22 protein-coding genes are annotated in these 26727 nt (G+C 74.1%); 6 read left to right on the top strand and 16 right to left on the bottom strand.

Annotation, left to right across the window (positions count from 1 at the left end; all coding sequences use genetic code 11):
- Complete coding sequence (locus tag ACI8AR_RS03775; RefSeq protein WP_457049783.1) at positions 1-837, top strand: LON peptidase substrate-binding domain-containing protein; 837 nt, start codon at positions 1-3, stop codon at positions 835-837.
- Here ACI8AR_RS03775 and ACI8AR_RS03770 read toward each other — a convergent pair.
- The 6 genes from ACI8AR_RS03770 to lspA all read right to left on the bottom strand — a co-directional run bounded on the left by ACI8AR_RS03770 (position 830) and on the right by lspA (position 8149).
- Positions 830-1501 (bottom strand): hypothetical protein, encoded by a 672-nt coding sequence (locus tag ACI8AR_RS03770; RefSeq protein ID WP_457049782.1) that lies wholly within the window; start codon positions 1499-1501, stop codon positions 830-832. The two genes, ACI8AR_RS03775 and ACI8AR_RS03770, sit on opposite strands and share 8 nt — an antisense overlap.
- Before the next feature lie 50 nt (positions 1502-1551).
- A complete protein-coding gene (dnaE, locus tag ACI8AR_RS03765; RefSeq protein WP_457049781.1) occupies positions 1552-5115 on the bottom strand; it encodes a DNA polymerase III subunit alpha in 3564 nt (1187 codons plus the stop codon).
- Positions 5116-5327: 212 nt separating this feature from the next.
- A complete protein-coding gene (locus ACI8AR_RS03760) occupies positions 5328-5759 on the bottom strand; it encodes a GNAT family N-acetyltransferase (protein WP_456926671.1) in 432 nt (143 codons plus the stop codon).
- Positions 5756-6562 (bottom strand): CPBP family intramembrane glutamic endopeptidase, encoded by an 807-nt coding sequence (locus ACI8AR_RS03755; protein WP_457049780.1) that lies wholly within the window; start codon positions 6560-6562, stop codon positions 5756-5758. Before ACI8AR_RS03755 ends, ACI8AR_RS03760 begins: the two co-directional genes overlap by 4 nt.
- Positions 6563-6569: 7 nt before the next feature.
- Entirely contained in the window at positions 6570-7505 is a 936-nt protein-coding gene (locus ACI8AR_RS03750) for an RluA family pseudouridine synthase (RefSeq protein WP_457049779.1), read from the bottom strand.
- A 17-nt stretch (positions 7506-7522) separates the two neighbouring features.
- The gene (lspA, locus tag ACI8AR_RS03745; protein WP_457049778.1) at positions 7523-8149 is read right to left on the bottom strand and encodes a signal peptidase II; all 627 of its coding nucleotides are present in this window, start codon (positions 8147-8149) and stop codon (positions 7523-7525) included.
- Between the two features lie 297 nt (positions 8150-8446).
- Between lspA and mqo the strand changes: the two genes are divergently transcribed.
- Positions 8447-9940: a malate dehydrogenase (quinone) gene (gene mqo, locus ACI8AR_RS03740; RefSeq protein ID WP_457049777.1), complete on the top strand. Its 1494-nt coding sequence runs from the start codon at positions 8447-8449 to the stop codon at positions 9938-9940.
- A 56-nt stretch (positions 9941-9996) separates the two neighbouring features.
- Here the strand turns inward: mqo and ACI8AR_RS03735 are convergent, their stop codons facing one another.
- Positions 9997-10881 (bottom strand): DUF559 domain-containing protein, encoded by an 885-nt coding sequence (locus ACI8AR_RS03735; RefSeq protein WP_457049776.1) that lies wholly within the window; start codon positions 10879-10881, stop codon positions 9997-9999.
- 114 nt (positions 10882-10995) lie between these two features.
- The gene (locus ACI8AR_RS03730; RefSeq protein WP_457049775.1) at positions 10996-12507 is read right to left on the bottom strand and encodes a potassium/proton antiporter; all 1512 of its coding nucleotides are present in this window, start codon (positions 12505-12507) and stop codon (positions 10996-10998) included.
- Between the two features lie 117 nt (positions 12508-12624).
- Between ACI8AR_RS03730 and ileS the strand changes: the two genes are divergently transcribed.
- Complete coding sequence (gene ileS / locus ACI8AR_RS03725; RefSeq protein ID WP_457049774.1) at positions 12625-15795, top strand: isoleucine--tRNA ligase; 3171 nt, start codon at positions 12625-12627, stop codon at positions 15793-15795.
- 20 nt (positions 15796-15815) lie between these two features.
- On the opposite strand, the gene ACI8AR_RS03720 is transcribed toward ileS, so the two are convergent.
- Complete coding sequence (locus ACI8AR_RS03720) at positions 15816-16478, bottom strand: hypothetical protein (protein WP_457049773.1); 663 nt, start codon at positions 16476-16478, stop codon at positions 15816-15818.
- Between the two features lie 27 nt (positions 16479-16505).
- Positions 16506-17627 (bottom strand): ABC transporter ATP-binding protein, encoded by a 1122-nt coding sequence (locus ACI8AR_RS03715; protein WP_457049772.1) that lies wholly within the window; start codon positions 17625-17627, stop codon positions 16506-16508.
- A gap of 329 nt (positions 17628-17956) precedes the next feature.
- Here ACI8AR_RS03715 and ACI8AR_RS03710 point away from each other — a divergent pair, with 329 nt between their 5' ends.
- The 3 genes from ACI8AR_RS03710 (at position 17957) to ACI8AR_RS03700 (ending at position 21359) form a co-directional block, all read left to right on the top strand.
- Positions 17957-19327: an ABC transporter substrate-binding protein gene (locus ACI8AR_RS03710; RefSeq protein ID WP_457049771.1), complete on the top strand. Its 1371-nt coding sequence runs from the start codon at positions 17957-17959 to the stop codon at positions 19325-19327.
- Positions 19328-19449: 122 nt separating this feature from the next.
- Positions 19450-20439 carry a carbohydrate ABC transporter permease gene (locus ACI8AR_RS03705; RefSeq protein WP_457049770.1) on the top strand — a complete coding sequence of 330 codons (990 nt, stop codon included), beginning with the start codon at positions 19450-19452 and terminating at the stop codon, positions 20437-20439.
- Entirely contained in the window at positions 20436-21359 is a 924-nt protein-coding gene (locus tag ACI8AR_RS03700; RefSeq protein WP_457049769.1) for a carbohydrate ABC transporter permease, read from the top strand. Before ACI8AR_RS03705 ends, ACI8AR_RS03700 begins: the two co-directional genes overlap by 4 nt.
- A 207-nt stretch (positions 21360-21566) precedes the next feature.
- Here ACI8AR_RS03700 and ACI8AR_RS03695 read toward each other — a convergent pair whose 3' ends face one another.
- The 6 genes from ACI8AR_RS03695 to ftsZ form a co-directional block, all read right to left on the bottom strand.
- A complete protein-coding gene (locus ACI8AR_RS03695; protein WP_457049768.1) occupies positions 21567-22298 on the bottom strand; it encodes a DivIVA domain-containing protein in 732 nt (243 codons plus the stop codon).
- Between the two features lie 60 nt (positions 22299-22358).
- Positions 22359-22655, bottom strand: coding sequence for a YggT family protein (locus tag ACI8AR_RS03690; protein ID WP_073422422.1), 297 nt, complete (start codon positions 22653-22655; stop codon positions 22359-22361).
- 68 nt (positions 22656-22723) lie between these two features.
- On the bottom strand, positions 22724-23632 hold the full coding sequence (locus ACI8AR_RS03685; RefSeq protein ID WP_457049767.1) for a cell division protein SepF: 909 nt from the start codon (positions 23630-23632) through the stop codon (positions 22724-22726).
- Complete coding sequence (locus tag ACI8AR_RS03680) at positions 23632-24381, bottom strand: YggS family pyridoxal phosphate-dependent enzyme (protein WP_457049766.1); 750 nt, start codon at positions 24379-24381, stop codon at positions 23632-23634. Before ACI8AR_RS03680 ends, ACI8AR_RS03685 begins: the two co-directional genes overlap by 1 nt.
- Positions 24382-24471: 90 nt before the next feature.
- Entirely contained in the window at positions 24472-25173 is a 702-nt protein-coding gene (gene pgeF, locus ACI8AR_RS03675) for a peptidoglycan editing factor PgeF (protein ID WP_457049765.1), read from the bottom strand.
- Positions 25174-25256: 83 nt separating this feature from the next.
- Positions 25257-26540 (bottom strand): cell division protein FtsZ, encoded by a 1284-nt coding sequence (ftsZ, locus tag ACI8AR_RS03670; protein ID WP_457049764.1) that lies wholly within the window; start codon positions 26538-26540, stop codon positions 25257-25259.
- Positions 26541-26727: the final 187 nt, after the last annotated feature.

Below are 26727 nucleotides of genomic sequence, written 5' to 3'. Positions count from 1 at the left end.
GTGGGCGACCTCATCCCGCTGTTCCCCCTCGGGTCGCCGCTGTTCCCCGGGATCGTGCTGCCGCTGCAGGTCTTCGAGCCCCGCTACCGGGCGCTGGTGCGGGACCTGCTCGCGCAGCCGGAGGACGGCGACGGCCGGTTCTTCGGGGTGGTCGCGATCCGGCAGGGGTGGGAGGTCGAGCGGGTCTCCCCCGCCCAGGCGCTCTACGACGTCGGCTGTACCGCGCACCTGCAGACCGTGCGGCCGCAGCCCGACGGCGGGTTCCGCGTCACCACCGTCGGCGGCGACCGGTTCCGGCTGCTCGACGTCCTGGTCGGCGGGGACGGCGAGGACGGGGACGGCCCGCCCTACCTGCGCGCCGAGGTCGAGTGGCTGGCCGAGGAGGAGGCCGCCGAGGAGGCGGCCGGCGACCAGGAGGTCGGCTCCGCCCCGGCCGGCGGGGGCCCGGACGAGGGGCTGGTGGCCGAGGTGGCCCGCGGGTCGCTCGGCGTGCTGGAGCGCGGGGTGGGCTCGCTGTTCACCCGCTACGTGACCGCCGTGGCGGGCCTGCAGACCGGGAGCGCGGAGACCGCCGTGGCCGGCGACGCGCAGGAGCTCGACGGCGTCGACGCGCTGCTCGACGTCGTCGACGGCGACGCCCGCGCGCTGTCCTACCTGGTGGCCTCGGCGGCGCTGCTGACCACCGAGGACCGGCAGGCGCTGCTGGCCGAGTCGGCGACCCGCCGCCGGCTGGTGGCCGAGACGCGGATGCTGCGCCGGGAACTCACCCTGCTCGAGACGGTGGGTGCCGTGCCGGCGCCGCTGCAGCAGTTCGCGGGCCCCACCAGCCTCAATTGAGCGGCGAGCCCCCGGCGAGCCGCTCCGTGTCCCGGCCGAGGTCGTCGCGGGCGGCGAACAGCGCCGCGACGACGTAGACCAGGAGCGCGGCGAACGGGGCCACCGCCAGCGCCGGCGGGCTGGACAGCTCCAGCCCGGTGGTCACCCGGGTGCCGACGTCGCCGAGCTGGGCCGGCGTGGGCCCGGGCGCGAGCAGCTCCCCGAGCTGCCAGGCGAGCACCCCGGCCAGCGCGGTGCCGACCGCGGTGCCCACCACGGTGGCCACGCCCCGCCGGCGGCGCATCGCCCAGGCGATACCGCCGGCGAGCAGGCCCAGGCCGGCGAGGACGAGCACCAGCACCGAGTCGTCGGCGACCAGCAGCTCCGCCGACGGGCGCCCGACCGGCACCGCGCCGCCCTCGACCACCTCGAACCGGGCCCGCGGCGCCAGCCAGACCCACAGCAGGCCGGCCGGGATACCGGCGAGCGCGACGAGCGCGGCCCACAGCGCCGCCCCCCGCAGGTCCCGCCGCAGCTCCGCCAGCACCGCGGCCCGGGCCCGCCGGGCGGGCGGCACGGCGGCGGGCACGGCCGCGGGCGGGGCGTCCGGAGCAGGGGCCGCGGCGCCGACCACCGCGGCGGGCGGGGCGTACGGGCTGTCGGGGAGCGGAGACGGGCTGCTCACGGCCCCCAGTGAACCCCGCGGAGCGGACGACCCGCTCCCGGGTGCGCCGGTCACAGCAGGGCGACGCTGGTGGGCCCCAGCAGTGCCTTGATGTCGCCCATCAGCGCCGTGCTCGGCCGCACCCGCAGCCCCTGGTCCAGCCGCAGCACCGTCTCGCGCCCGTTGTTGAGCAGCTTGAGGTGCACCTCGGTGGTGCCCGGGTGGCTGCCCAGCACCTCGCGCAGCCGCTCGACCACCGGCGGGGTGCAGCGGGCCGCGGCCATCGACACCAGCACCGGGCCGCGGGGGCCCTCGGTGAGCTCGGGGATGGTCACCTCGGAGCCGAACAGCGAGGGCTGGTCGTCGCGGCGGCTGATCCGGCCCTTGACCACGACGATCTGGTCGCGGACGACCTTCTCCGAGACCTCCGCCCACGTCTTGGGGAAGAACAGCACCTCGATGCCGGACTCGAGGTCCTCCAGCGTCGCGATCGCCCACGGCGCGCCCTGCTTGTTGGTGCGGGGCTGCACCGAGGTGAGGATGCCGGCGATCGTGACGTTGGCGCCGTCCTCGACCCCGCCGGCGTTGATCTCCGCGATCGGGGTGTCGGCGTTCGCGGCGAGCACGTGCTCGACGCCGTGCAGCGGGTGGTCGGAGACGTAGAGGCCGAGCATGTCGCGCTCGAAGACCAGCCGCTCGGACTTCGACCAGTCCGCCGTCGGGACGGCGATGTCCAGCGCGCCGCCGAACGGGTCGTCGCCGCCCCCGTCGCCGCCGAAGCTGCCGAACAGGTCGAACTGGCCCTCGGCCTCCTTGCGCTTGAGCGACATGGCGGCGTCGACGGCCTGGGCGTGGATGGCGGCGATGCCCTGGCGGGAGTGGCCGAGGGAGTCGAAGGCGCCGGCCTTGGCGAGGGACTCGATGACCTTCTTGTTGCAGGCGACCGTGTCGATCTTGCGCATGAAGTCGGCGAAGTCCTTGAACGCGCCCTTCTCCTCGCGCGCCCGGACGATCGAGTCGACGACGTTGGTGCCCACGTTGCGCACCGACGCCAGGCCGAAGCGGATGTCGGTGCCGACCGCGGTGAAGTCCCAGGAGGACTCGTTGACGTCCGGCGGGAGCACCTTGATGCCCATCCGGCGGCACTCGGCCAGGTAGACCGGCCGGCGGTCCTTGTCGTCGCCGACGCTGGTGAGCAGCCCGGCCATGTACTCGGCCGGGTAGTTGGCCTTGAGGTAGGCCGTCCAGTACGAGACCAGGCCGTAGGCCGCCGAGTGCGCCTTGTTGAACGCGTAGTCGGCGAACGGGACGAGGATGTCCCACAGCGTCTTGATCGCGGCGTCGGAGTAGCCGCGCTCCTTCATGCCGGCCTCGAAGCCGACGAACTCGGCGTCGAGGACGGACTTCTTCTTCTTGCCCATCGCGCGGCGCAGCAGGTCGGCCTTGCCGAGCGAGTACCCGGCGACCTTCTGCGCGATCGCCATGACCTGCTCCTGGTACACGATCAGGCCGTACGTGCCGCCCAGGATGTCCTCGAGCGGCTCGGCCAGCTCGGGGTGAATCGGCGTGATCTCCTGCTGGCCGTTCTTGCGCAGCGCGTAGTTGGTGTGCGAGTTCGCGCCCATCGGGCCCGGCCGGTAGAGCGCGCCGACCGCGGAGATGTCCTCGAAGTTGTCCGGCCGCATGAGCCGCAGCAGCGAGCGCATCGGCCCGCCGTCGAACTGGAAGACGCCGAGGGTGTCACCGCGGGCCAGCAGGTCGTAGGTGGCCTTGTCGGTGAGGTCCTTGCTGATCTCGTCGAGGTCGATCGGCTCCTTGCCGTTCGCGACGATGTTGCGCAGGGCGTCGTCGATGACCGTGAGGTTGCGCAGGCCCAGGAAGTCCATCTTCAGCAGGCCGAGCGTCTCGCAGGTCGGGTAGTCGAACTGCGTGATGATCGCGCCGTCGTTCTCGCGGCGCATGATCGGGATCGAGTCGATCAGCGGGTAGCGGCCGATGATGACGCCGGCCGCGTGCACGCCCCACTGCCGCTTCAGGCCCTCGAGCTTGCGCGCCTGGTCGACCACCTCGGCCGCGCCCGGGTCGGACTCGTAGCGGGCGCGGAACTCCGCCGCCTCCTTGTAGCGGGGGTGCGCCGGGTCGAAGACCCCCGCCAGCGGGATGCCCTTGCCCATCACGTCCGGGGGCATGAGCTTGGTCAGCTCGTCGCCCACCGAGTAGGGGCGGTCGAGCACCCGCGCGGCGTCCTTGATCGCGGCCTTGGCCTTGATGGTGCCGTAGGTGACGATCTGGCTGACCCGCTCCTCGCCGTACTTCCGCGAGACGTACTGGATGACCTCGCCGCGGCGGCGGTCGTCGAAGTCGATGTCGACGTCGGGCATCGAGACGCGCTCGGGGTTGAGGAACCGCTCGAAGATCAGCCCGTGCTGCAGCGGGTCGAGGTCGGTGATGCCCATCGCGTAGGCGGCCAGCGAACCCGCGGCCGAGCCGCGGCCGGGACCGACGCGGATGCCGTTGTCCTTGGCCCAGTTGATGAAGTCGGCGACCACGAGGAAGTACCCCGGGAAGCCCATCTGCGTGATGATCCCGACCTCGTAGTCCGCCTGCTTGCGGACGTGGTCGGGGATGCCGTTCGGGTACCGCTTGTGCAGGCCCCGCTCAACCTCCTTGACGAACCAGGAGGTCTCGTCCTCCCCCGGCGGCAGGGGGAACCGCGGCATGAGGTCGGCGCCCTCGGTGAAGGACACCTCGCACTGCTCGGCGATCAGCAGCGTGTTGTCGCACGCCGAGGCGAGGTCACCGGGGAACAGCGCGCGCATCTCGGCGGCGCTCTTCAGGTAGTAGCCGTCGCCGTTGAACTTGAAGCGGTTGGTCTCGTTCAGCCGCGAGCCGGTCTGGATGCACAGCAGGGCGTCGTGGGCCTCGGCGTCCTCCTTGTGCGTGTAGTGGAGGTCGTTGGTGGCCAGCAGCGGGATCCCGAGCTCCTTGGCGATCTCCAGCAGCTGCGGGCGGGTCTTCTGCTCGATGGACAGCCCGTGGTCCATCAGCTCGGCGTAGAAGTTCTCCTTGCCGAAGATGTCCTGGAAGTCGGCCGCCGCCTGCCGGGCCCGGTCGAGCTTGCCCGCGCGCAGCCACATGTTGACCTCGCCGGACGGGCAGCCCGTCGTCGCGATGAGGCCCGTGCCGTAGCGCTCGAGCAGGTCGCGGTCGAAGCGCGGCTTGCGGTACTGGCCCTCGAGGCTCGCCAGCGAGGAGATGCGGAAGAGGTTGTGCATCCCCTCGGTGGTGCGCGCCAGCAGGGTCATGTGCGTGTAGGCGGCCTTGCCGCGCGAGGACCCGCCCTCGCCGTCCTCGTCGATGAGGTTGTCGCCGAAGTCGAACGGCGCGCGGTCGAACCGCGAGCCGGGCGTGTAGTAGCCCTCCATGCCGATGATCGGCTTCACGCCGGCGGCCTTGGCCTGCTTGTAGAAGTCGTAGGCGCCGAAGACGTTGCCGTGGTCGGTCATCGCCAGCGCCGGCATGCCCTGCTCGGCCGCGGCCTTCGTCACCTCGGGCAGCTTGGCCGCCCCGTCGAGCATCGAGTACTCGGTGTGGACGTGCAGGTGCGCGAACGAGTCGGTCGACGGGCTGCTCACGGTGCTGCGGCGCTCCTCACGGGTCGTGCTGGCCCGGCCGTCGGGTGCTCCGGCGGGCGACCGGCGGGGAAGACCGGGCGGTGCGGTGCGGGCTCGGGACTGGTCCGGCCGGGCACCGACGCAGGCCCGGGCCGGTCCCCTGATCCTCGCACCGGGGACGTTCTACGCCGAGGGTCTGACAGGACGTGTCTCGGCGCGGCGGGACGACCCCGTCACAGTCGGCGGCGCATGGTGACGTGCCGGATGCCCGCCTCCTCGTACTCCTCCCCGACGGCGGTGTAGCCGGCCCGCTCGTAGAAGCCGCGGGCGGTGACCTGCGCGTGCAGCTCCACCTCGGTCAGGCCGCGCAGCGCCGCCTGCCGGTGCAGCTCGGCCAGCACCGCCGCGCCGTGCCCGGCGCCGCGGGCGGCGGCGTCGACGGCCATGCGGCCGATCACGCCCCGCCCGTCGCGCTCGAGCAGCCGCCCGGTGGCCACCACCCGGCCGCTGCCGTCACGACCGACCGCGTGGACGGCGGTGGCGTCGGCGGCGTCCTGCTCGATCTCCGGCGGCACGCCCTGCTCCTCGACGAAGACCCGGGTGCGCACCGCGACCACCTCCGGCCAGTCGGCGGCGGTGGCGACGGCGGCCGTCGCGGCGCTCACGCGGGCGCCCCACCGGGAGCGCGCGGCGCCGGCAGCGCCTCGGGCAGCGCCGACGACGGCACGAGCAGGAACCGCAGGTCGACCGCGGCGTGCAGCAGCACCGGCAGCAGCAGCGACCCGGTCTCCAGGTACAGCGCCGCGAACACCCCGCCGAGCACGCCGGTGAGCACGACCCCGCCCACCCCCTGGTAGGCGTGCGCCAGCCCGAAGGCCACGGCCGCGACGGCGACCAGCACCCCCTGCGGCAGCCCGCCGCCCACCGCGGCGACCACCGCGAGGAAGAACCCGCGGTACAGCCACTCCTCGCACACCCCCGCGGTCACCCCGACGACGGTGAACAGCCGCCGCTCGGACCGGCTGCGCGGCAGCAGCGCCAGCGTGGCGTGCACCGTCGGCTCGGCGTGCCGCCCCTCGCCGGGCTGCGGCGCCGCGGTCGCCCGCGCCAAGGCCCCGCCGCGCAGCGCCCGGACCGAGACCAGCGCCAGCACCAGCACCGCCAGCGCGGCGGCGCCGGTGACCGGCCCGGGCACGCCGGTGGGCCAGGCCAGCCCGACCGCGGCGGCGCCGACGTCCGGCGCGGCCAGCCAGATGGCCAGGGCGAGGGTCGCCAGCCCCCACTCGAGGACCAGCAGCCGCCGGTAGAAGGAGCGCCGGGCGGCCGGGTCGGTGCGCAGCCGGCCCTCGAAGCGGCGGTGCAGCACGTGCCCGACCAGCGGCTCGCCGACGACCAGGTAGACCCCGACGACCACGGCCGACAGCGCCGCGGGACCCCAGTCGGCGAGGGTGGCGGGGAGGCCGGTCACGGGAGGGTCAGGACTCGGCGCGCAGGACGGCCAGCGCCCCCGCGAGGTCGTCCGGGTAGTCGCTGGTGAACTCCACCCGGTGCCCGTCGGCGGGGTGCGCGAAGCCCAGCCGCACCGCGTGCAGCCACTGCCGGGCCACCCCGAGCCGGGCGGCCAGCGTGGGGTCGGCGCCGTAGGTCGTGTCGCCGACGCAGGGGTGGCGCAGCGCGGAGAAGTGCACCCGGATCTGGTGGGTGCGGCCGGTCTCGAGGTGGATGTCGACCAGGCTGGCCGCGGGGAAGGCCTCGATCACCTCGTAGTGGGTGATCGACGGGCGCCCGCCGGAGACGACGGCGAACTTCCAGTCGTGCCGCGGGTGCCGGTCGATGGGCGCGTCGATGGTGCCGCGCGACGGGTCGGGGTGGCCCTGCACCAGCGCGTGGTAGCCCTTGTCGACCGTCCGCTCCTTGAACGCCGCCTTGAGCAGGGTGTAGGCGCGCTCGCTCTTGGCGACCACCATCAGCCCCGTCGTCGCGGCGTCCAGGCGGTGCACCACGCCCTGCCGCTCCGGGGCGCCGGAGGTGGAGATGCGGTAGCCGGCCGCGGCCAGCCCGCCGACGACGGTCGGGCCCTCCCAGCCGGGGCTCGGGTGCGCCGCGACGCCGACCGGCTTGTCGACGACCACCACGTCGTCGTCGTCGTGGACGACGGTCAGGCCGGGCACCGGCTCGGGCGGGGGCGCCTCGCCCGGCGGCGGTGGCAGCTCGACCTCCAGCCAGCTGCCGCCGGTGAGCCGGTCGCCCTTGCCGCGCACGCGGCCGTCGACCCACACCTTGTCGGCGTCGGCGAGGTCGGCGGCGACCGCGCGGGACAGCCCGAACAGCCGCGCCAGCGCCTGGTCCACCCGCTGGCCCTCCAGGCCGTCGGGCACCGGGAGGGCGCGGTGCTGGCCGGGAGCGCTCACCGGTCCATCGTGACAGGTCAGCCGCGGGACACCGCGCCGTCGCCGCGGTCGCGGGTCCGGGTGCCGTCGAACTCGACGCCGCGCAGCGCGAGGTAGGCCCCGAGCAGCCCGCCGCAGACGATCGCGGAGTCGGCCAGGTTGAAGATCGGGTAGACCTCGCCGTTCGGCGCGAACACCGACAGGAAGTCGACGACGCCGCCGCGCAGGAACCCCGGCTCGCGGAACACGCGGTCGACCAGGTTGCCCAGGGCGCCGCCGAGGACCAGGCCCAGCGCGACCGCCCAGCCGGTCGAGTACAGCCGCCGCGCCGTCCGGACGATCACCACCGCGACGGCGACCGCGATCAGCGTGAAGACGACGGTGAAGCCCTCGGCGAAGGAGAAGGCGGCGCCGGTGTTGCGCGCGTGCGTGAGGTACAGCGCCCCGCCGAGCAGCCGCAGGTTCTCGCCGCGGTCGATCGTCGCGACGACGAGCAGCTTGCTGCCGAGGTCGGCGAGGAAGACCACCGCGGCGAGCAGGAGCAGCAGCCGCGTGCGCGGCCGCGTGCGCGGCCGCCGGGCCGGCGCCGGGGCGGCGTCGTCCACGGCGGCGTCGGGCACGGCGGCGTCGGGCACGGCGGCGTCGTCCACGGCGGCGTCGTCCACGGCGGCGTCGTCCGGAGCGGCCGCGGCGGTGGCCTCCGCGGGGTCCTCGGGTCGCTCGCTCAGCGGGGGCTCCTCGTGCTCGCGGCGGTCGGCGGGTGGCCGCGGGGAGGCGGCCGACGAGCCGACGATAGCCTCGGCGGCTGTGCCTCCCGGCCCGCCGCGCGGCCGCACCCCCGCCGCGACGGTGAGGCACCTCACCGCGGGGTAGACGAATCTCACACCCCGTCGAGGGCGTCCCAGCGCGCCGTTCGGCCGATCGTCGGAGATGGCGCACGTCCACCCGGCAGGAAGGCAGTCGTGTCCACCGACCTCGGTTCAGCCACCGACCCCGATGTGGTGCTCGTCGGCGGGGGCATCATGAGCGCGACCCTGGCGTCGCTGCTCGGTGTCATCGCGCCGGAGTGGAGCATCACCGTCTTCGAGTCCGCGGACGCGGTGGCGGGCGAGAGCTCGGACGCGTGGAACAACGCCGGCACAGGGCACGCGGCGCTGTGCGAGCTGAACTACACGCCCGCGGGGCCGGACGGCCGGGTGGACACCGCCAAGGCCCGCCTCATCAACGAGCAGTTCCAGGTGTCGCGCCAGTTCTGGTCGCACCTGGTGCGCAGCGGCCTGACCGGCTCGCCCAAGGAGTTCATCTCCCCCGTCCCGCACGTCAGCTTCGTGACCGGGGAGGGCGGCCGCACCTACATGCGCAACCGCCACGCGGCGCTGTCGGCCGAGCCGCTGTTCGCGGGGCTGGAGTACACCGACGACCCCGCCGAGCTGGCGCAGTGGGTGCCGCTGGTCATGGACGGCCGCGACCCCGCGCAGGTCGTCGCCGCGACCCGCTCGGTCGCCGGCACCGACGTCAACTTCGGCGCGCTGACCCGGCTGCTGCTCGAGCAGGGCGAGGCCCGCGGCGTGCAGGTGCACACCGGCCAGCGGGTCACCGGCCTGGAGAAGCGCGACGACGGCCGCTGGAAGGTCACCGTCACGGACAAGCGGACCGACGAGGAGCGCACGGTGCGCGCCCGGTTCGTCTTCGTCGGCGCGGGCGGCGGCGCGCTGCCGCTGCTGCAGGAGGCCGCGATACCCGAGATCCGCGGGTTCGGCGGCTTCCCGGTCAGCGGCATGTTCCTGCGCACCCGCTCCCCCGAGCTGGTCAGCCGGCACCAGGCCAAGGTCTACGGGCAGGCCGCCGTCGGCGCGCCGCCGATGTCGGTGCCGCACCTGGACCTGCGCCTGGTCGACGGCGAGTTCTCGCTGCTGTTCGGCCCGTACGCCGGCTGGTCGCCGAAGTTCCTCAAGGCCGGCTCGATGTTCGACCTGCCGCTGTCGGTGAAGCCGAACAACCTCGGCTCGATGCTGGGCGTGGCGCGCACCGAGATGGCGCTGACCAGGTACCTGGTCACCGAGCTGCTGCAGTCGCGCAAGGCGCGCCACCGCACGCTCACGGAGTTCGTGCCCCTGGCCGAGCAGGCCGACTGGGACATGATCACCGCCGGCCAGCGGGTGCAGGTCATCAAGCGGGACCCGAAGAGCGGCAAGGGCGTGCTGCAGTTCGGCACCGAGCTCATCGTCAGCGGCGACGGCTCGATCGCGGGCCTGCTGGGCGCCTCCCCCGGCGCCTCGACGGCGGTCTCGGCGATGCTGTCGCTCGTCGAGCGGGCGTTCCCCGACCGGGTGGCCGCGCGCCGCGCCGCGCTCGAGGAGGCCATCCCCTCCTACGGCCGCGACCTGTCCTCCGACCCGGCCCTGCTGCAGGCCGTCCGCGCGGAGACGATGCAGACCCTCGAGCTCAACGGCTGAGGCCCCCTCGGGGCACTTCCGCGGATGTGCACCGTGCACATCCGCGGAAGTGCACGTCACCGGGCACCCGAGCGCGCGCTCAGGGCCGCTCGAACCCGGGCGACGGCGTCGTCCAGCGCACGCAGGTCGGACGCCGACAGCCGGATGACCAGCCAGCCCGCCGCGGCGAGCCGCGCCAGCCGGGCGTCGTCCCGCACGATCTGCAGGCCGTCGAAGTGGTGTTCGCCCTCGTACTCGACGACCACCTTCTGCTCCGGCCACGCGAGGTCCACCCGCGCCAGCCAGCCGCCGGCCTCCACGACGTCGTACTGCGGTACGGGTGCCGGGAGACCGGCCAGGACGCAGGCGACGCGGACCGACGACTCCGGCGGTGACTCGCTGCGCGGGTCGGCCAGCTCGAGCACTTGGCGGAACCGCCGGGATCCCCGCCGCCCCGTCCGTCTCCGGAGGAGGTCCTGCATCGCGCGGGGGTCGACCAGGCGTGCACGCAGCATCGCGTCCAGCACCCCCACCGCCGTCCCCGTCGTCTCGAGGACCGCGACGTCCCACACGGTGCGCAACGGCGCTGTCCAGCGGAGTCCGTAGCCGTCGTCCCGGACGTCGACCGGATCCAGGTCGGTCCGGTGCACACGGACGCCGTCCGGGCCGCGCCACTTGTGCGGCTCAGCCAGCACGACCGTCACCGGGTCCCGCCAGCTCGGCGCTGGTGCACCGAGCAGCGCCGCGGCCGACCGGCCGCCCAGCGCCGCGCCCGGCGGCATGAGCAGTGCCGCGGCGCGGCAGCGCAGCAGGTGGTCGCGTGGCACGGAAGCGTCGGCGTAGACGCCGTGCAGGACGCGGACGTAGGGCCCCTCCGCCAACTGTCTCCGGGTCAGACGCCCGTCGGCGACGGCGAGCGAGCCGACGAAGACGCCCTCCGGGGTGGTCGGTCGCAACAGCACGGAGCGATCGTGCTGGTCGATCACCGCCGGGCTCCGGTTGTCCACAGGAGCGAGGCCCGGGCGGGCACATCCGCGGAAGTGCACCGGGCAACTCCGCGGAAGTGCACACGGGGGCTAGTCGGACTCGGTCGCGGCGCCCTGCTCGCCGCGCCAGGTGGCCAGCCGGCCGGCGCGGCTGACCGCCCGCAGCCGGCGCTCGGCCTCCGGGCGGGAGCGGCGGGCCGACACCAGCAGCGCCTGGTCACCGCGCATGAGCCGGGTGGTCGCGTCCGGCACGAACGAGCGGCCGTCGCGGACGATGAGCACCACCGCGGCGTCCTCGGGCAGCCGCAGCTCGGGCAGGTAGACGCCGTGCAGCCGCGAGCCCTCGGGCACGGTCAGCTGCATCATCTCGGCGTCCAGCTCCTCCAGCGGTGCCGCCTCGACCTGCACGTCACGGGGGGTGACCGGGGTGGCGATCCGCAGGCGCCGCGCCACCCACGGCAGCGACCACCCCTGCACGAGGGTGAAGACGACGACCAGCACGAAGACGGTGTCGAAGACGGTCGTCGCCCTCGGGACCTCCGCGGTCAGCGGGATGATCGCCGCCACGATCGGCACCGCTCCGCGCAGGCCCGCCCAGGAGATGAACGCCTGCTGCGCCCACGGGAAGCGGAACCACACCAGGCTGGCCACCACCGACAGGGGCCGGGCGAGCAGCAGCAGCGCGCCGCCCACGACGAGCGCCGGTCCCACGGCCTCGGGCAGCCGGCCCGGGGAGACGAGGAGACCGAGCAGCACGAACAGGCCGATCTGGGCGAGGGAGGCCATGCCCTCGGCGAACCCGATGCTCGCCGCCCGGTGCGGCAGCGTGGCGTTGCCGAGCACCAGACCGCACAGGTAGACCGCGACGAAGCCGGAGGTGTGCGCCAGTGACGCCGACGAGTACGCGAGCACGCAGAGCGCCAGTGTCGCCAGTGGGTAGAACCCGGCCACGGAGAGCGCCACCCGGCGCAGCAGCGCCGCACCCCCGAAGCCGATCCCGACCCCGATGACGGCGCCTCCGATGAGCTCGACGACCACCACCAGGCCGACCAGCCACCACGGTTGCGTCGCCGCCCCCGCGAGCGACTCGGCCAGCACGGTCACGAGCAGGATGACCGGGGCGTCGTTGAGGCCGCTCTCGGCCTCGAGGGAGGCGGCCACCCGGCGCGGGAGAGGCAGCCGCCGCAGGGTCGCGAAGACGGCGGCGGCGTCGGTGGAGCTGATGACCGCGGCCAGCAGGAGGGCGAAGCCCCAGTCGAAGCCCAGGACCAGGACCCCGATGGCCGCGGTCAGGCCCACGCTGACCGCCACACCGACGGTGGACAGCGAGACCCCGGGTCCGACCGCCCGACGGACGTCGGCCCAGCGCGTCGTCAGGCCTCCCTCGGCGAGGATGACGAGGAGTGCGGCGTACGCCAGCGTGTGCGTGAGCCGGTAGTCCTCGAACTGGACCCCGAGACCGCTCTCGCCCAGCGCCACGCCGAGGGCCAGGTAGAGCAGCAGGCTGGGCAGGCCGAGGCGGTCGGCGAGCCGCAGGGCGACGGCGGCCACCAGCACGACCAGCGCCCCGACGGCGAGGGCGAGGGTGACCGTGGTGTTCACCGCCCGCCACCCATGGCGGCCAGTCTCCCGTACGACCGCGTCCGGCCCGCCGCGCCTGCCCGCGGGCGGGCTCGACGGCTCGGGGACGAGGGAAGGGCCGGGTGGGAGGATTGAAACGTGAGCTCTCCGTTCCGTGCGCTGCCGCCCCAGGTCGACCTGCCCGCGCTCGAGCAGGACGTGCTGCGCCGCTGGGAGGACGCCGACGTCTTCGGCCGGTCGCTGGAGGCCTCGCAGGGCCGCCCGCAGTGGGTCTTCTACGAGGGCCCGCCCACCGCCAACGGCCGCCCGGGCACCCACCACATCGAGGCCCGCGCGTTCAAGGACGTCTTCCCCCGCTTCAAGACGATGCAGGGCTGGCATGTGCCCCGCCGCGCCGGCTGGGACTGCCACGGCCTGCCGGTCGAGATCGCCGTCGAGCAGGAGCTCGGCTTCGCCGGCAAGCCCGACATCGAGCGCTACGGCATCGCCGAGTTCAACGCCCGCTGCCGCGAGTCGGTCATGCGGCACGTCGACGCGTTCAGCGACCTCACCCGCCGCATGGGCTACTGGGTCGACATGTCCACCGCCTACTGGACGATGGACCCCTCCTACATCGAGAGCGTCTGGTGGTCGCTCAAGCAGGTCTTCGACAAGGGCCTGCTGGTCGAGGACCACCGCGTCGCCCCGTACTGCCCGCGCTGCGGCACCGGCCTGTCCGACCACGAGGTCGCCCAGGGCTACGAGTCGATCACCGACCCCTCGGTGTACGTCCGGCTGCCGGTCACCGACGGCGAGTGGGCCGGGCAGGCCGACCTGCTGGTCTGGACGACGACGCCGTGGACGCTGCCGAGCAACACCGCCGTCGCGGTCCACCCCGACGTCACCTACGTCGTCGCCCGGCGCGGCGAGGACACCCTCGTCGTCGCCGAGCCGCTGCTGGGTGCCGTGTTCGGCGACACCGACGACGTCGAGGTGCTGGCCCGCACGACCGGCCGCGACTGGGAGCGCACCCACTACCGGCGCCCGTTCGACCTGGTCGAGTTCCCCGAGGGCCCCGACGGTCAGCCGCAGGACGCGCACTACGTCGTCCTGGCCGACTACGTCACCACCGACGACGGCACCGGCCTGGTCCACCAGTCCCCCGCGTTCGGCGCCGACGACCTCGCCGTCTGCCGGGCCTACGGCCTGCCGGTGGTCAACCCGATCGACGCCTCCGGCCACTTCCTGCCCGAGCTGCCGCTGGTCGGCGGGCGCTTCTTCAAGGCCGCCGACGACGCCCTCGTCGTCGACCTGCAGCAGCGCGGGGTGCTGTGGCGCGAGCAGCGCTACGAGCACAGCTACCCGCACTGCTGGCGCTGCCACACGCCGCTCATGTACTACGCGCAGCCGTCCTGGTACATCCGGACCAGCGCGGTCAAGGACCAGCTGCTCGCCGAGAACGAGAAGACCCACTGGCACCCCGAGACCATCCAGTGGGGCCGCTACGGCGACTGGCTGAACAACAACGTCGACTGGGCGCTGTCCCGCGACCGGTACTGGGGTACCCCGCTGCCGATCTGGCGCAACGACGCCGACCCGTCCCGCACGGTCGTCGTCGGGTCGCTGGCGGAGCTGTCGGAGCTGGCCGGTCGCGACCTGTCCGACCTGGACCCGCACCGACCCTTCATCGACGAGGTGACCTTCACCCGCCCCGGCGAGGAGGGCACCTACCGGCGCGTGCCGCAGGTCATCGACGCCTGGTACGACTCCGGCTCGATGCCCTTCGCGCAGTGGGGCGCGCCGCACCGGAACAGGGAGCAGTTCGAGGCGGCCTACCCGGCGCAGTTCATCGCCGAGGCCATCGACCAGACCCGCGGCTGGTTCTACTCGCTCATGGCCGTCGGCACGCTGGTGTTCGGGAAGAGCTCCTACGAGAACGTGCTGTGCCTGGGCCACATCCTCGCCGAGGACGGCCGCAAGATGAGCAAGCACCTGGGCAACATCCTCGAGCCGATCCCGCTCATGGACCGGCACGGCGCCGACGCCGTCCGCTGGTTCATGCTGGCCGGCGGCTCGCCGTGGTCGGCGCGGCGGGTCGGGCACGAGACGCTGTCCGAGGTGGTCCGCAAGGTCCTGCTGACCTACTGGAACACCGCCAGCTTCCTCACGCTGTACGCCGAGACCAACGGCTGGGACCCGGCCGCCTCCCCCGCGCCCCCGCGGGCGCAGCGGCCGCTGCTGGACCGCTGGGCGCTCGCGCAGCTGGCCGCGGTCACCGAGGGCGTCACCGACGCGCTGGAGGCGTTCGACACCCAGGGCGCCGGGCGGCTGCTCGCGCAGTTCGTCGACGACCTGTCCAACTGGTACGTCCGCCGCTCGCGGCGCCGGTTCTGGGATGGCGACCCCTCGGCGCTGGGCACGCTGCACGAGGTGCTCGACGGGCTGACCCGGCTCATGGCGCCGATCACGCCGTTCGTCACCGAGGAGGTGTGGACCCGGGTCGTGCGGCCGGGCCTGGTCACGGGCGACGGGGCAGACGCGCCCGACTCGGTGCACCTGGCGTCCTGGCCGGCCGTCGACGAGGACGCCCGCGACCCGCAGCTGGTGGCGCAGGTGGACCTGGTGCGCCGGCTGGTGGAGCTGGGCCGGGCGGCGCGGACCTCGGCGAAGGTGCGCACCCGCCAGCCGCTGGCACGGGCGCTGGTCGCCGCGCCCGGCTGGTCCGCGATGGGCCGCGACCTGGTGGCCGAGGTCGCGGACGAGCTCAACGTCGCCGCGCTCGACGAGCTGGGGGCGGTGGGCGGCGACCTGGTCGACGTCAGCGTCAAGGTCGACTTCCGCGCCGTCGGGCGGCGGCTGGGCAAGCAGGTGCAGGCGGTGGCGAAGGCCGTCGCCGCGGCCGACCCGGCCGCCCTGGTCGCGTCCTACCGGGCCGGGACGGCGTCGGTCGACGTCGACGGCGAGGCGGTGGTCCTGCAGGAGGGCGACCTGGTGGTCACCGAGACCCCGCGCGAGGGCTGGACGGTGGCCAGCGCCGCCGGGCTGACCGTGGCGCTGGACCTCGCGCTCACCCCGGAGCTGGAGCGGGCCGGGCTGGTCCGCGAGGCGGTGCGGCTGGTGCAGGAGGCCCGCAAGAACGCGGGCCTGGCGGTCAGCGACCGGATCGAGCTGTGGTGGACCGCGGACGGCGCGATGGCCGAGGCGCTCGCCGGGTCCGGCGAGCAGCTGGTCGGCGAGGTGCTGGCGACCGCCGTCCACGCGGGCACCGCGGGCGAGGGTCCCGGCGTCGAGGGGCCGAACGGCTCCCGCTTCTGGCTCGCCCGGGCCTGACCCCCAGCCGCCCGCCGCGGTCAGCCGCGGCGGGCGGCCTTCCGGGCGCGCTCGACGGCGGCCAGGTGCGCGTCCGGCCCGCAGACCGCGCACGGGGTGAACCCGTCGGTGCGCGCCTCGTTGACCGGCAGCGGGATCGTCTCCCGCCCGGCCAGCCAGGGGCAGTCGGCCAGGTGGTAGCGAGGGTGCTCGTCGACGACGAGCACCTCGTCGGTCAGGTCGACGACCACGAGCAGGTCGGTGACCTCGACGTCCTCCTCGGGGGTGTCGCCGCCGTTCCGCGGCACGCCCGTGGCGGCGGCCCGGGCGGGCTGCGCAGGGGCCCGGTCCGGGGTCCCGCCGGCTGACGTCGCTGGCGGCGTCTCGGGCGCCTCGTGCCGTCCGGCGTGGGCCCCGGTCTCGTGGTCGCGCACCGGCGCGGCGGGCGCCTCCCCGGTCCCCGGCGCCTCCACGGCCCGGTCCGCGGGCTCCTCCGGAGCACGGGCCGGCTCCGCGCGGGTCCGCGCCTCGCGAGGAGGGGCGCCCGCGCGGTCGGGGGTGCGCAGCCGGGCGACGACCAGCAGGACCGCCGCCAGGGCGCAGGCGCCCACGCAGGCCCAGTACCAGGCGGTGACGGCGGTGATGACGCCCAGCACGAACAGCCCGAGGCCCGCGAGGACCAGCAGCGCCGCGGCGACAATCACCGGCGGCTCCCGGGCGCCGGGCGCCGGTCAGTCCCCGGCATGGCCGATCCGCCGTCCGGTCAGGGCGGAGAAGACGTGCGCCTCGCCCGGGCGGATGGTCACGTGCACGACCTCGCCCTTGGCCGGGGGCCGGCGCGCGTCGGCCCGCAGCACCAGGGGCCGCTCGGTCGTCTCCGCGCCGTCGGCCCCGCTCCCGGCCTGGAGCCGTCCGTAGGCGAAGGCGTCCGAGCCGAGCTCCTCCACCACCTGGACCTCGACCGGGAACCCCTCCCCGGCCCCGACGAACTGGACGGCCTCGGGCCGGAAGCCGAGCGTGGCGGTCCCCGTGCCGTCCTGTGCGAGGACGTCGAGCACCGAGCGGGAGAGCGGCACCGGGTGGCCGCCGAGGACGGCGCCACCCTCGCGCAGCGGCACGGGAACGAGGTTCATGGCCGGGGAGCCGATGAAGCCGGCGACGAACTCGTTGACCGGCCGGTCGTAGAGGGCACGCGGGGTGTCCACCTGCTGGAGGACGCCCTCCTTGAGGACCGCGACCCGGTCGCCCATGGTCATGGCCTCGACCTGGTCGTGGGTGACGTAGACCGTCGTCGTCCCGAGCCGGCGCTGCAGGGCGGCGATCTCGGTGCGGGTCTGCACGCGGAGCTTGGCGTCGAGGTTGGACAGCGGCTCGTCCATGAGGAAGACCTGCGGGTTGCGGACGATCGCCCGGCCCATGGCCACCCGCTGCCGCTGCCCGCCCGAGAGCGCCTTGGGCTTGCGGTCGAGGTACTGCTCCAGGTCGAGAAGCCGGGCTGCCTCGCGGACCCGGGCCAGCCGGTCCTCCTTGGACATGCCGGCGATCTTGAGCGCGAAGGCCATGTTGTCGGCCACCGTCATGTGCGGGTACAGCGCGTAGTTCTGGAAGACCATCGCGATGTCCCGCTCCTTGGGCGGGAGGTGCGTGACGTCCCGGTCGCCGATGCGGATCGACCCGTCGGTGACGTCCTCGAGGCCGGCCAGCATCCGCAGGGACGTGGACTTGCCGCAGCCCGACGGGCCGACCAGGACGAGGAACTCGCCGTCGGTGATGGACAGGTCGAGCGCGTCGACCGACGGGCGGGTCGCCCCCGGGTACACGAGCGTGGCCCGGTCGTAGGTGATGGCGGCCATGGCGTTCGTTCAGGATCCCTTCTGCGCCGGTGCAGAGCGCGCCCACTGTGACACGCAGCGTTCCCGGGGACCAGCGCCCCGCCCGGGGCGGCACCCGTCCGGGCCGCCGACCGTGACCGGCCCGTGACCTGCGCGGACCGTGATCGCGGTCTCCTCCCTCGGACGGGGCAGGCGTTGCATAACGGTTTCGGCAACGTCACCGGACGGCGTCGGCCGCGACGTTATGGTCCCCCGGCGTACCAGACGGGCCGGCAGCTGACCGGCCCGTTCGCACGTGACCACACGCCGCGGTCGACGACCGCGGGGACCCTGAAGGGACGTACATGACGATGCGCGCGACAGGCCGGCGCAAGGGTGCGCTGGCCGGCGGCCTGGGCGTGGCACTGGTGCTCGCCGGCTGCGGCGCAAGCGAGACAAGCGGGGGCGGCGGCGGGACCGCGGCGGCCTCCGACCTGACGATCGACTGCGCTCCGTACGAGGAGTTCGGCGACCTCGAGGGCGAGACGGTGAGCGTCTACACGTCGATCGTCGACCCCGAGGACCAGCCCCACATCGACTCCTACGTGCCGTTCGAGGAGTGCACGGGGATCGACGTGCAGTACGAGGGCTCGCGCGAGTTCGAGGCGCAGCTCGTCGTCCGCGTCCAGAGCGGCAACGCCCCCGACATCGCCTTCATCCCGCAGCCGGGGCTGCTGGCGACGCTCGCCGGCACCGGCGCCGTCGCCCCGGCCCCCGAGCAGGTCGAGGCGAACGTCGACCAGTACTGGGACGAGAGCTGGAAGGCCTACGGCACCGTCGACGGCACCTTCTACGCGGCTCCGCTGGGCGCCAACGCCAAGTCCTTCGTCTGGTACTCGCCGTCGGCGTTCGAGGACGCCGGCTACGAGGTCCCGACGACCTGGGACGAGATGGTCGCGCTCTCCGACGAGATCGCCGCCTCCGGCGCCAAGCCCTGGTGCGCCGGCATCGGCTCCGGTGACGCCACCGGCTGGCCGGCCACCGACTGGCTGGAGGACGTCGTCCTGCGCACCGCGGGTCCCGACGTCTACGACCAGTGGGTCGCCCACGAGATCCCGTTCGACGACCCGCAGATCGTCGAGGCGCTGGACACCGTCGGCGGCATCCTGAAGAACCCCGCCTACGTCAACGGCGGCCTCGGCGAGGTGCAGTCCATCGCCTCCACCGAGTTCGGTGACGCGGGCCTGCCCATCCTCGACGGCAGCTGCTGGATGCACCGCCAGGCGTCCTTCTACCAGGCCAACTGGCCCGAGGGCACCGAGGTCGCCGAGGACGGCGACGTCTTCGCCTTCCCGCTGCCGGCCATCGAGGGCGAGGGTGCGGCCCCCGTGCTCGGCGGTGGCGAGTTCACCGCGGCGTTCAACGACGACCCGGCGACCCAGGCGTTCCAGACCTACCTGTCCTCGGCGGACTGGGCCAACGTCAAGGCCCAGGTCTCCGGCCCCGGCTGGGTCAGCGCCAACACCGGCCTCGACGTCGAGAACCTCGTCTCCCCGATCGACCGGCTGGCCGCCGAGCAGTTCCAGAACCCGGACGCCGTCTTCCGCTTCGACGGGTCGGACCTGATGCCCGGTGAGATCGGTGCCGGTGCGCTGTGGACCGAGCTCACCAACTGGATCGCGACCGACAAGCCGACCCAGCAGGTCCTCACCGACGTCGAGAACGCCTGGCCGACGGCCTGATCACCGGAGTCCCGCCAGCCGCCGGCTGACGGGACCGCCGTACCCATCCCTGGAGACCGGGGGGACCGCAGCCGTGGCCGCGGTCCCCCCGGCCTTCCGTTGCCGGAGAGAGGTCGTCAGCCGTGCAGTGGTTCCTCGACGCGAGCACCACGGGGCACAAGCTCGCCCTGATGGTGGTCGCCATCCTCCTGTTCGCCGCCGTGATGGCAGCGATCCTGTTCGCCGTCGACCGGCCCCGGCGGGTGCCGAACTGGGTCGTCGCGGCCGGCTTCGTCGGCCCGACGCTCCTGCTGCTCGCGGTGGGCCTGGTCTACCCCGCCCTCGACACCATCCGCGGGTCGTTCTACGACCGGGACGGCTCGGAGTTCGTCGGCCTGGACAACTACGTCACGGTCTTCACCGAGGACAACTTCCAGACCGTCCTGCTGAACACCCTCCTGTGGGTGGTCCTCGTCCCGCTGGTGACCACCGGCCTCGGGCTGGTCTACGCCTACCTGGTCGACCGCACGCGGTTCGAGAGCCTGGCCAAGGCGCTGGTCTTCCTCCCGATGGCGATCTCGATGGTGGGCGCCGGCGTCATCTGGAAGTTCGTCTACGAGTACCGCCCCGACCAGCCCGGCGTGAACCAGATCGGCCTGCTCAACCAGCTGCTGGTCATGCTCGGCATGGAGCCGCGGCAGTTCCTGCTCGACGCGCCGTCGAACACCCTCTACCTGATCGTCGTGATGATCTGGATCCAGGCCGGCTTCGCCATGACGGTGCTGTCGGCGGCCATCAAGGCCATCCCCGACGACATCGTCGAGGCCGCCCGCCTCGACGGCGTCGGCGGCTTCCAGATGTTCCGCTACGTCACCGTGCCCAGCATCCGGCCGGCCCTGGTCGTCGTGCTGACGACGGTCGCGATCGTGACGCTCAAGGTCTTCGACGTGGTGCGGACGATGACCGGTGGCCAGTTCGGCACGAGCGTCGTGGCCAACGAGTTCTACACACAGGCCTTCCGGCAGTTCAACGTCGGTCTCGGCGCGGCCCTCGCCGTCCTGCTGTTCGTGCTGGTCGTCCCGATCATCGCCTACAACGTCCGACAGCTGCGTCTCGCCGAGGAGATCCGATGACCACGACCACCCCGGTCATGGCGCCCGTCCCCGCCGACGAGCGCCGGCTCACGCGGGCGGAGCGCCGCGCGGTCGCCGCCCGGGCGAAGCTCAGCTCCCCCGCGGCGTCGGTCATCGCGCTGGTCATCGCGGTGCTGTGGACGGTGCCGACCCTCGGCCTGCTCATCACCTCCTTCCGGCCGGAGCTCGACATCCGCCGCTCCGGCTGGTGGTCGGTGTTCACCGACCCGTCGTTCACCGTCGACAACTACAACGAGGTCCTCTACGGCGGAGGGACGAACTTCGCCTCGCTGTTCGTCAACTCGCTGGTGATCACGCTGCCGGCGGTCGTCATCCCGATCTCGCTGGCGCTGCTGGCGGCCTACGCGTTCGCGTGGATCCCGTTCCGGGGACGCAACCTCCTGTTCGTCGCCGTGTTCGCCCTGCAGGTCGTGCCGATCCAGGTGACGCTGATCCCGCTGCTGAGCCTCTACGTGGACACCGGGCTGGCCGGCTCCTTCTGGACCATCTGGCTGTCGCACTCGATCTTCGCGCTGCCGCTGGCGGTCTTCCTGCTGCACAACTTCATGAAGGAGATCCCCGCCTCCCTGGTGGAGGCCGCCCGGATGGACGGCGCCGGCCACGTGAAGATCTTCTTCCAGGTGCTGCTGCCGCTGCTCACGCCGGCCATCGCGGCGTTCGCCGTCTTCCAGTTCCTCTGGGTGTGGAACGACCTGCTCGTCGCGTTGACCTTTGCCGGCGGCGCGCCCGACGTCGTGCCGCTGACCGTGCGGGTCGCCGAACTCGCCGGCACACGCGGCTCGGACTGGTACCTGCTCGCGGCGGGGGCGTTCGTCTCCATCGTGCTGCCGCTGGCGGTGTTCCTGGGCCTCCAGCGCTACTTCGTGCGGGGCCTGCTGGCCGGGAGCGTCAAGGGCTGACGGAGGTCCCTGCGCCGTTCGGAGGGTGCGGGCAGGCAGAGGGCCCCGGACGGGACGTCCGGGGCCTTCTGCGTCTCCGGCGCCGTCTCCGGCGCCGTCTCCGGCGCCGTCGCCCGCGCGGGGCCGGCACGGCGCCGTCCGCGGACCGGCCCCGGAACGCGACAGGGCCCCCGGACCGGTGGTCCGGGGGCCCTGTGCGTGAGGCCGCTACGCGGTCGCGTGCTGCGTCTGCCGGCTGGCCGACGACGGCTCGGCGGAGCCACGGGCGTCGAGGTCGCGCAGGTGCGACTCGAGGTAGGAGCGGAAGCGGGTGCGGTACTCGCGCTCGAAGGTCCGCAGCTCCTCGATCTTGCGCTCGAGGTTCTGCCGCTTCTCCTCGAGGGGGCCCATGACCTCGCGGTGCCGGCGCTCGGCGTCCTGGTCGAGAGCGGCGGCCTTGGCGCGCGCCTCGCGCTCCATCGTGTCGGCGCGGGTGCGGGCGTCGTTGACCATCGACTCGGCGCGCTGGCGCGCCTCGTTGACCATCTGCTCGCTCTTCGCGCGGGCCTCGGAGACCAGCCGGTCGCTCTGGGTCTTGGCGCCGGCGACCATCTGGTCGGCCTGGGCCTTGGCCTCGTTGACGTAGCGGTCGGCGGTCTCCGACGCCAACGCCAGCATCCGGGACGCGCGGGTGGTGTCGTCCTCGCGCGCCGCCGCCGCCGGCGGCGGGACCGGGGCGGGAGCCGGGGCCGGCTCCGGGGCGACCGGCTGGGCGGCGACCCGGCCGGTGCCCGAGCCCGCGCGCAGCTCGTTGTTCTCCTCGATGAGGCGGGCGAGCTCGGCCTCCACCACGTCGAGGAACGCGTCGACCTCGTCCTCGTCGTAGCCACGCTTACCGATCGGCGGCTTCTTGAAGACGACGTTGTGCACGTCGGCTGGCGTGAGTGGCAAGGGGCTCACCTCGGGTCGGACGGCGGGTACGGGTTCTGTCGGATCACGCGCGGGGCGCGCGCACGTCGGTCACGCGGTGAGGGCGAGACCGGACGTGATGCTCCGCAGGATGTAGACGGCGATCAATAACACCATGAACGCGAGGTCCAGGCGGATGGACCCCAGGTTCAGGGGCGGGATCACCTTCCGGATCGCCTTGAGCGGCGGGTCCGTGGTCGCGTAGACGACCTCCAGGCCCGCGGCGACGAAGCCGGACGGGCGCCAGCTGCGCGCCAGCACCATCACCCAGTCCACGACGAAACGCGCGAACAGCAGGATCAGGAAGACGAGCAGGATCGACGACACGATCTGCCAGAAGAGAGCCACTGTCCTCGCTCGTCCCGGGGCACCTGCGGTGCCGTCTCTGCCTTCCCTCCAGCGCCCCGGCCGACGGCTCAGGACTCGGGGAAGGACCCACCCTCGCGGATCCTGGCCTTGTCCTCGGCCGTCACGTCGACGTCCCGCGGGCTGAGCAGGAACACCTTGGCCGTGACGGGCTCGATGCTACCGCGCAGACCGAACACGAGGCCCGCGGCGAAGTCCACCAGTCGCCGCGCGTCGGCGTGGTCGAGCTCGGTCAGGTTCATGATGACCGGGCTGCCCTCGCGGAACGCCTCCCCGATGGCGCGGGCCTCGTTGTAGGTCTTCGGGTGCAGCGCGGTGATCCGGTAGGGCTGCGCCACCGGAGCCGGCTCCGGCGCGGCGACCGGCTCGCGGGCGGCCAGGCCGGCGGCCGCGCCACCGGTGCCGCCACCCACCGAGCCCAGCCGGGACGGGCCCGACGCCGCGGCCGGGGCGGCGGCGGGGGTCGACGGCGGCTGCTGGGCCAGGCCGAGGCGGGTCGCGCCCGCGCGGCGGAGGGGGGCGGGCTCGGGCGCGGCCGCCGCGGCGACGCGGGGGCCGGGGCGGTCCTCGTCGGCACGGTCACCGGGGCGGCGGTCGTCGAAGCGGTCGCCGTCGAAGCGGTCGCCGTCGAGGCGGTCACCGGCGGGACGGCGGCCCTCGTCGACGCGGTCGCCGGCGTAGGAGTCGTCGAACCGGTCGTAGCGGCGCTCGTCGTAGCGGCCCGAGTCGTACCGGCCGGCGTCCAGCCGCGGGGCCTCCAGGCGCCCGGAGTCGTAGCGGGCGTCGTCGTAGCGACCCTCGTCGTAGCGACCCTCGTCGTACCGCCCGTCGTCGTAGCGGCCCTCGTCGTACCGGTCGTGGGGGTCGGACTGGCGGGCGTCGTAGCGCCCGTAGGCGCGGGCGTCGTCGTCCTCGACGAGCCCGAGGTACATGCCCATCCTCCGCATGGCGCCGGCCATCAGACGACCTCCTCCGGCGTCCCGGGTGGGACCCCTGTGACTGGTGTGACTGCGGGCGAGGGTAGGGGCCGCGGGCCGAAGAGCGCGGTTCCGACACGCACCAGCGTGGCGCCGGCCGCGATCGCCTCCTCGAGGTCGCCGCTCATGCCGGCCGACAGCTCCGCGGCGCCGGGGTGGTCGGCCCGCACGCGGTCGGCGACCGCGGCCAGCCGCGCGAAGGCGGGGCCGGGTTCCTCGTCGCGCGGGGCGACGGCCATGAGGCCGCGCAGCCGCAGTCCGGGCAGGCCGGCGACGGCGTCGGCGAGGGCCGGGACGTCGTCCGGGGCGGCGCCGCCGCGCTCGGCGATCTCCCCCTCGGCGCCGCCGAGGTCGACCTGCACGAAGACCTCGACCGGCCGGCCGGCCTCCTCCCCCGCCCGGGCCAGCGTCCGGGCCAGCGGGAGCCGGTCGACGGAGTGGACGACGGCGCCGGTGCGGGCGACCGCGGCGGCCTTGTTGCGCTGCAGCTGCCCGATGAAGTGCCACTCGAGCGGCAGGCCGGCGAGCTCGACCACCTTGGCGGTGAGCCCCTGGGCGCGGTTCTCGCCGAACGCCGCCTGGCCGAGCGCGGCGAGCTCGCGCACGTCGTCGGCCGTCCGCGTCTTGCTCACCGCCACCAGCGCCACCGAGGCGGGGTCGCGCCCGGCCGCGCGGGCCGCGGCGGCGATGCGCTCGCGGACGGCGCGCAGGCGGTCGGCCGGGGTGGTCATGCCGACGATCATCCCCGGTGACGGACGGGAACGGCCCTCCTGCAGGGGCCCGCCGCGAGCCTGCGAGGGGCGGGGGGGCGGGGGGCGCCTTCACCCCAGCCAGGTGACGCCGGCCTGGCGGCCGGTGACGCCGTCGCGGCGGTGGCTGTAGAGCCGCCGGTCCTCGACGGTGCAGCGCGGGTCGTGCACCACCTGGGCCAGGCCGGCGCGGCCGAGCAGCTCGGCGAGCCCGGCGCGCAGGTCGAGCCCCGGCGTGCCCCTCCGCGTGCGCACGGCGGCCGCGGGCGCCACCCGGGCCACCTGGGCCTGCATCTCCCGCGGGACCTCGTAGCAGGCGCCGCAGACGGCCGGGCCGAGCAGCGCGGTGGTGTCGGCCGGGCGGCTGCCCAGCCGGGTCATGGCCGCCAGGGTGCCGGGGACGACGCCCTGCCGGACCCCCTCCCGGCCGGCGTGGACGGCGGCGACCACGCCGGCGACCGGGTCGGCCAGCAGCACCGGCACGCAGTCGGCGACCAGCACGCACAGCACCAGGCCGGGGGTGCGGGTCACCAGGGCGTCGGTCGCCGGCAGCGGCCGCTCGGCCGGGCCGTCGACGACCGCGACGCCGGTGCCGTGGACCTGGTCCATCCACACCAGCCGGTCGCCGGGCACGCCCAGCTCGCGGGCGAGCCGCTCCCGGTTGGCGGCGACGTCGGCCGGGTCGTCGCCGACGTGGCCGCCGAGGTTGAACGAGTCGTAGGGCGCACGCGAGCGGCCGCCCCGCCGGTCGGTGACCACCCGTCGGGGGCGCACCGCCGGCGAGGCGGCCGTCTCGTGGCCCCCCTGCAGGGGCCCGCGGCGATCCTGCGAGCCGTGGGGGGCAGGGGGGTCCTTCCTCACTGGCGGAGGAACTCCGGGATGTCGAGCTCCTCCTCGAAGTCCTCGTTGCCCAGCGGCCGGCGGCCCGCGGTGGCGCCCGCCGTGTGGTTCTGCACCGGGGGCAGCGGCGGGACGGTGATCCCGCCGCCGGCCGGAGGGGCCGGGCGGACCGGGGCCGGGCTGACGGGCGCCGGGGTGACCGCGGGCGCCGGCGGGACCAGGCGCTCCCCCGTCGCGCGCGGCGCGGCCGAGGACACCGGCGGCGGGCTGCCGCCGAACCGGCTCGGCGCCGGCGGGGCGGCCGGGGCCGCCGCGGGGGCGGCCGCGACGGCGGCGTCCTTGCGGGTGGAGGGCCGGCCGCCGTCGAAGCCCGCGGCGATGACGGTCACGCGGACCTCGTCGCCCAGGGCGTCGTCGATGACCGCGCCGAAGATGATGTTGGCGTCGGCGTGCGCGGCGTCGGAGACCAGCGAGGCGGCCTCGTTGATCTCGAACAGGCCGAGGTCCGAGCCGCCGGAGATCGACAGCAGGACGCCGTGGGCGCCCTCCATCGAGGCCTCCAGCAGCGGGCTGGCGATGGCCTGCTCGGCGGCCAGCAGCGCGCGGTTGTCCCCGCGGGCGCTGCCGATGCCCATGAGCGCCGACCCGGCGCCGGACATGACCGACTTGACGTCGGCGAAGTCGAGGTTGATCAGGCCGGGGGTGGTGATCAGGTCGGTGATGCCCTGGACACCGGAGAGCAGCACCTGGTCGGCGGTGCGGAAGGCGTCCATCACGCTGACGTTGCGGTCGCCCAGCTGCAGCAGCCGGTCGTTGGGGATGACGATGAGCGTGTCGCACTCGTTGCGCAGCTCCTCGATCCCCGACTCGGCCTGGACCGCGCGGCGCTTGCCCTCGAAGGAGAACGGCCGGGTGACCACGCCGATGGTGAGCGCGCCGAGCTTGCGGGCGATCGAGGCGACGACCGGCGCGCCGCCGGTGCCGGTGCCGCCGCCCTCGCCGGCGGTCACGAAGACCATGTCGGCGCCCTTGAGCACCTCCTCGATCTCCTCGCGGTGGTCCTCGGCGGCCTGGCGGCCGACGTCGGGCTGCGCGCCGGCGCCGAGGCCGCGGGTGAGCTCGCGGCCGACGTCGAGCTTGACGTCGGCGTCGCTCATCAGCAGCGCCTGCGCGTCGGTGTTGATGGCGATGAACTCCACCCCCTTCAGACCGACCTCGATCATCCGGTTGACCGCGTTCACACCGCCGCCGCCGATGCCGACGACCTTGATGACCGCGAGGTAGTTGTGCGGAGGTGTCATGTGGGGCTCCCGACCTCGACCCTCATCCTCAAGTAAAGACTTAGTGTTATGTCAACTGGGTCGACGCGGACGAAGTTAGGTGGGCCGCGTCGGGCCCTACAAGCACCCTCGCCGGCCCGGCGTGTCGCAACGTCGACACCTCACCGTCACCGGGCGACCCGGGTGTCACAAGCACACCACGGTCGGT

This window comes from Geodermatophilus sp. SYSU D01036, assembly GCF_054050435.1.
Note: the sequence above shows the minus strand (reverse complement) of the source record. Positions and strands in the feature narration are given on the sequence as shown.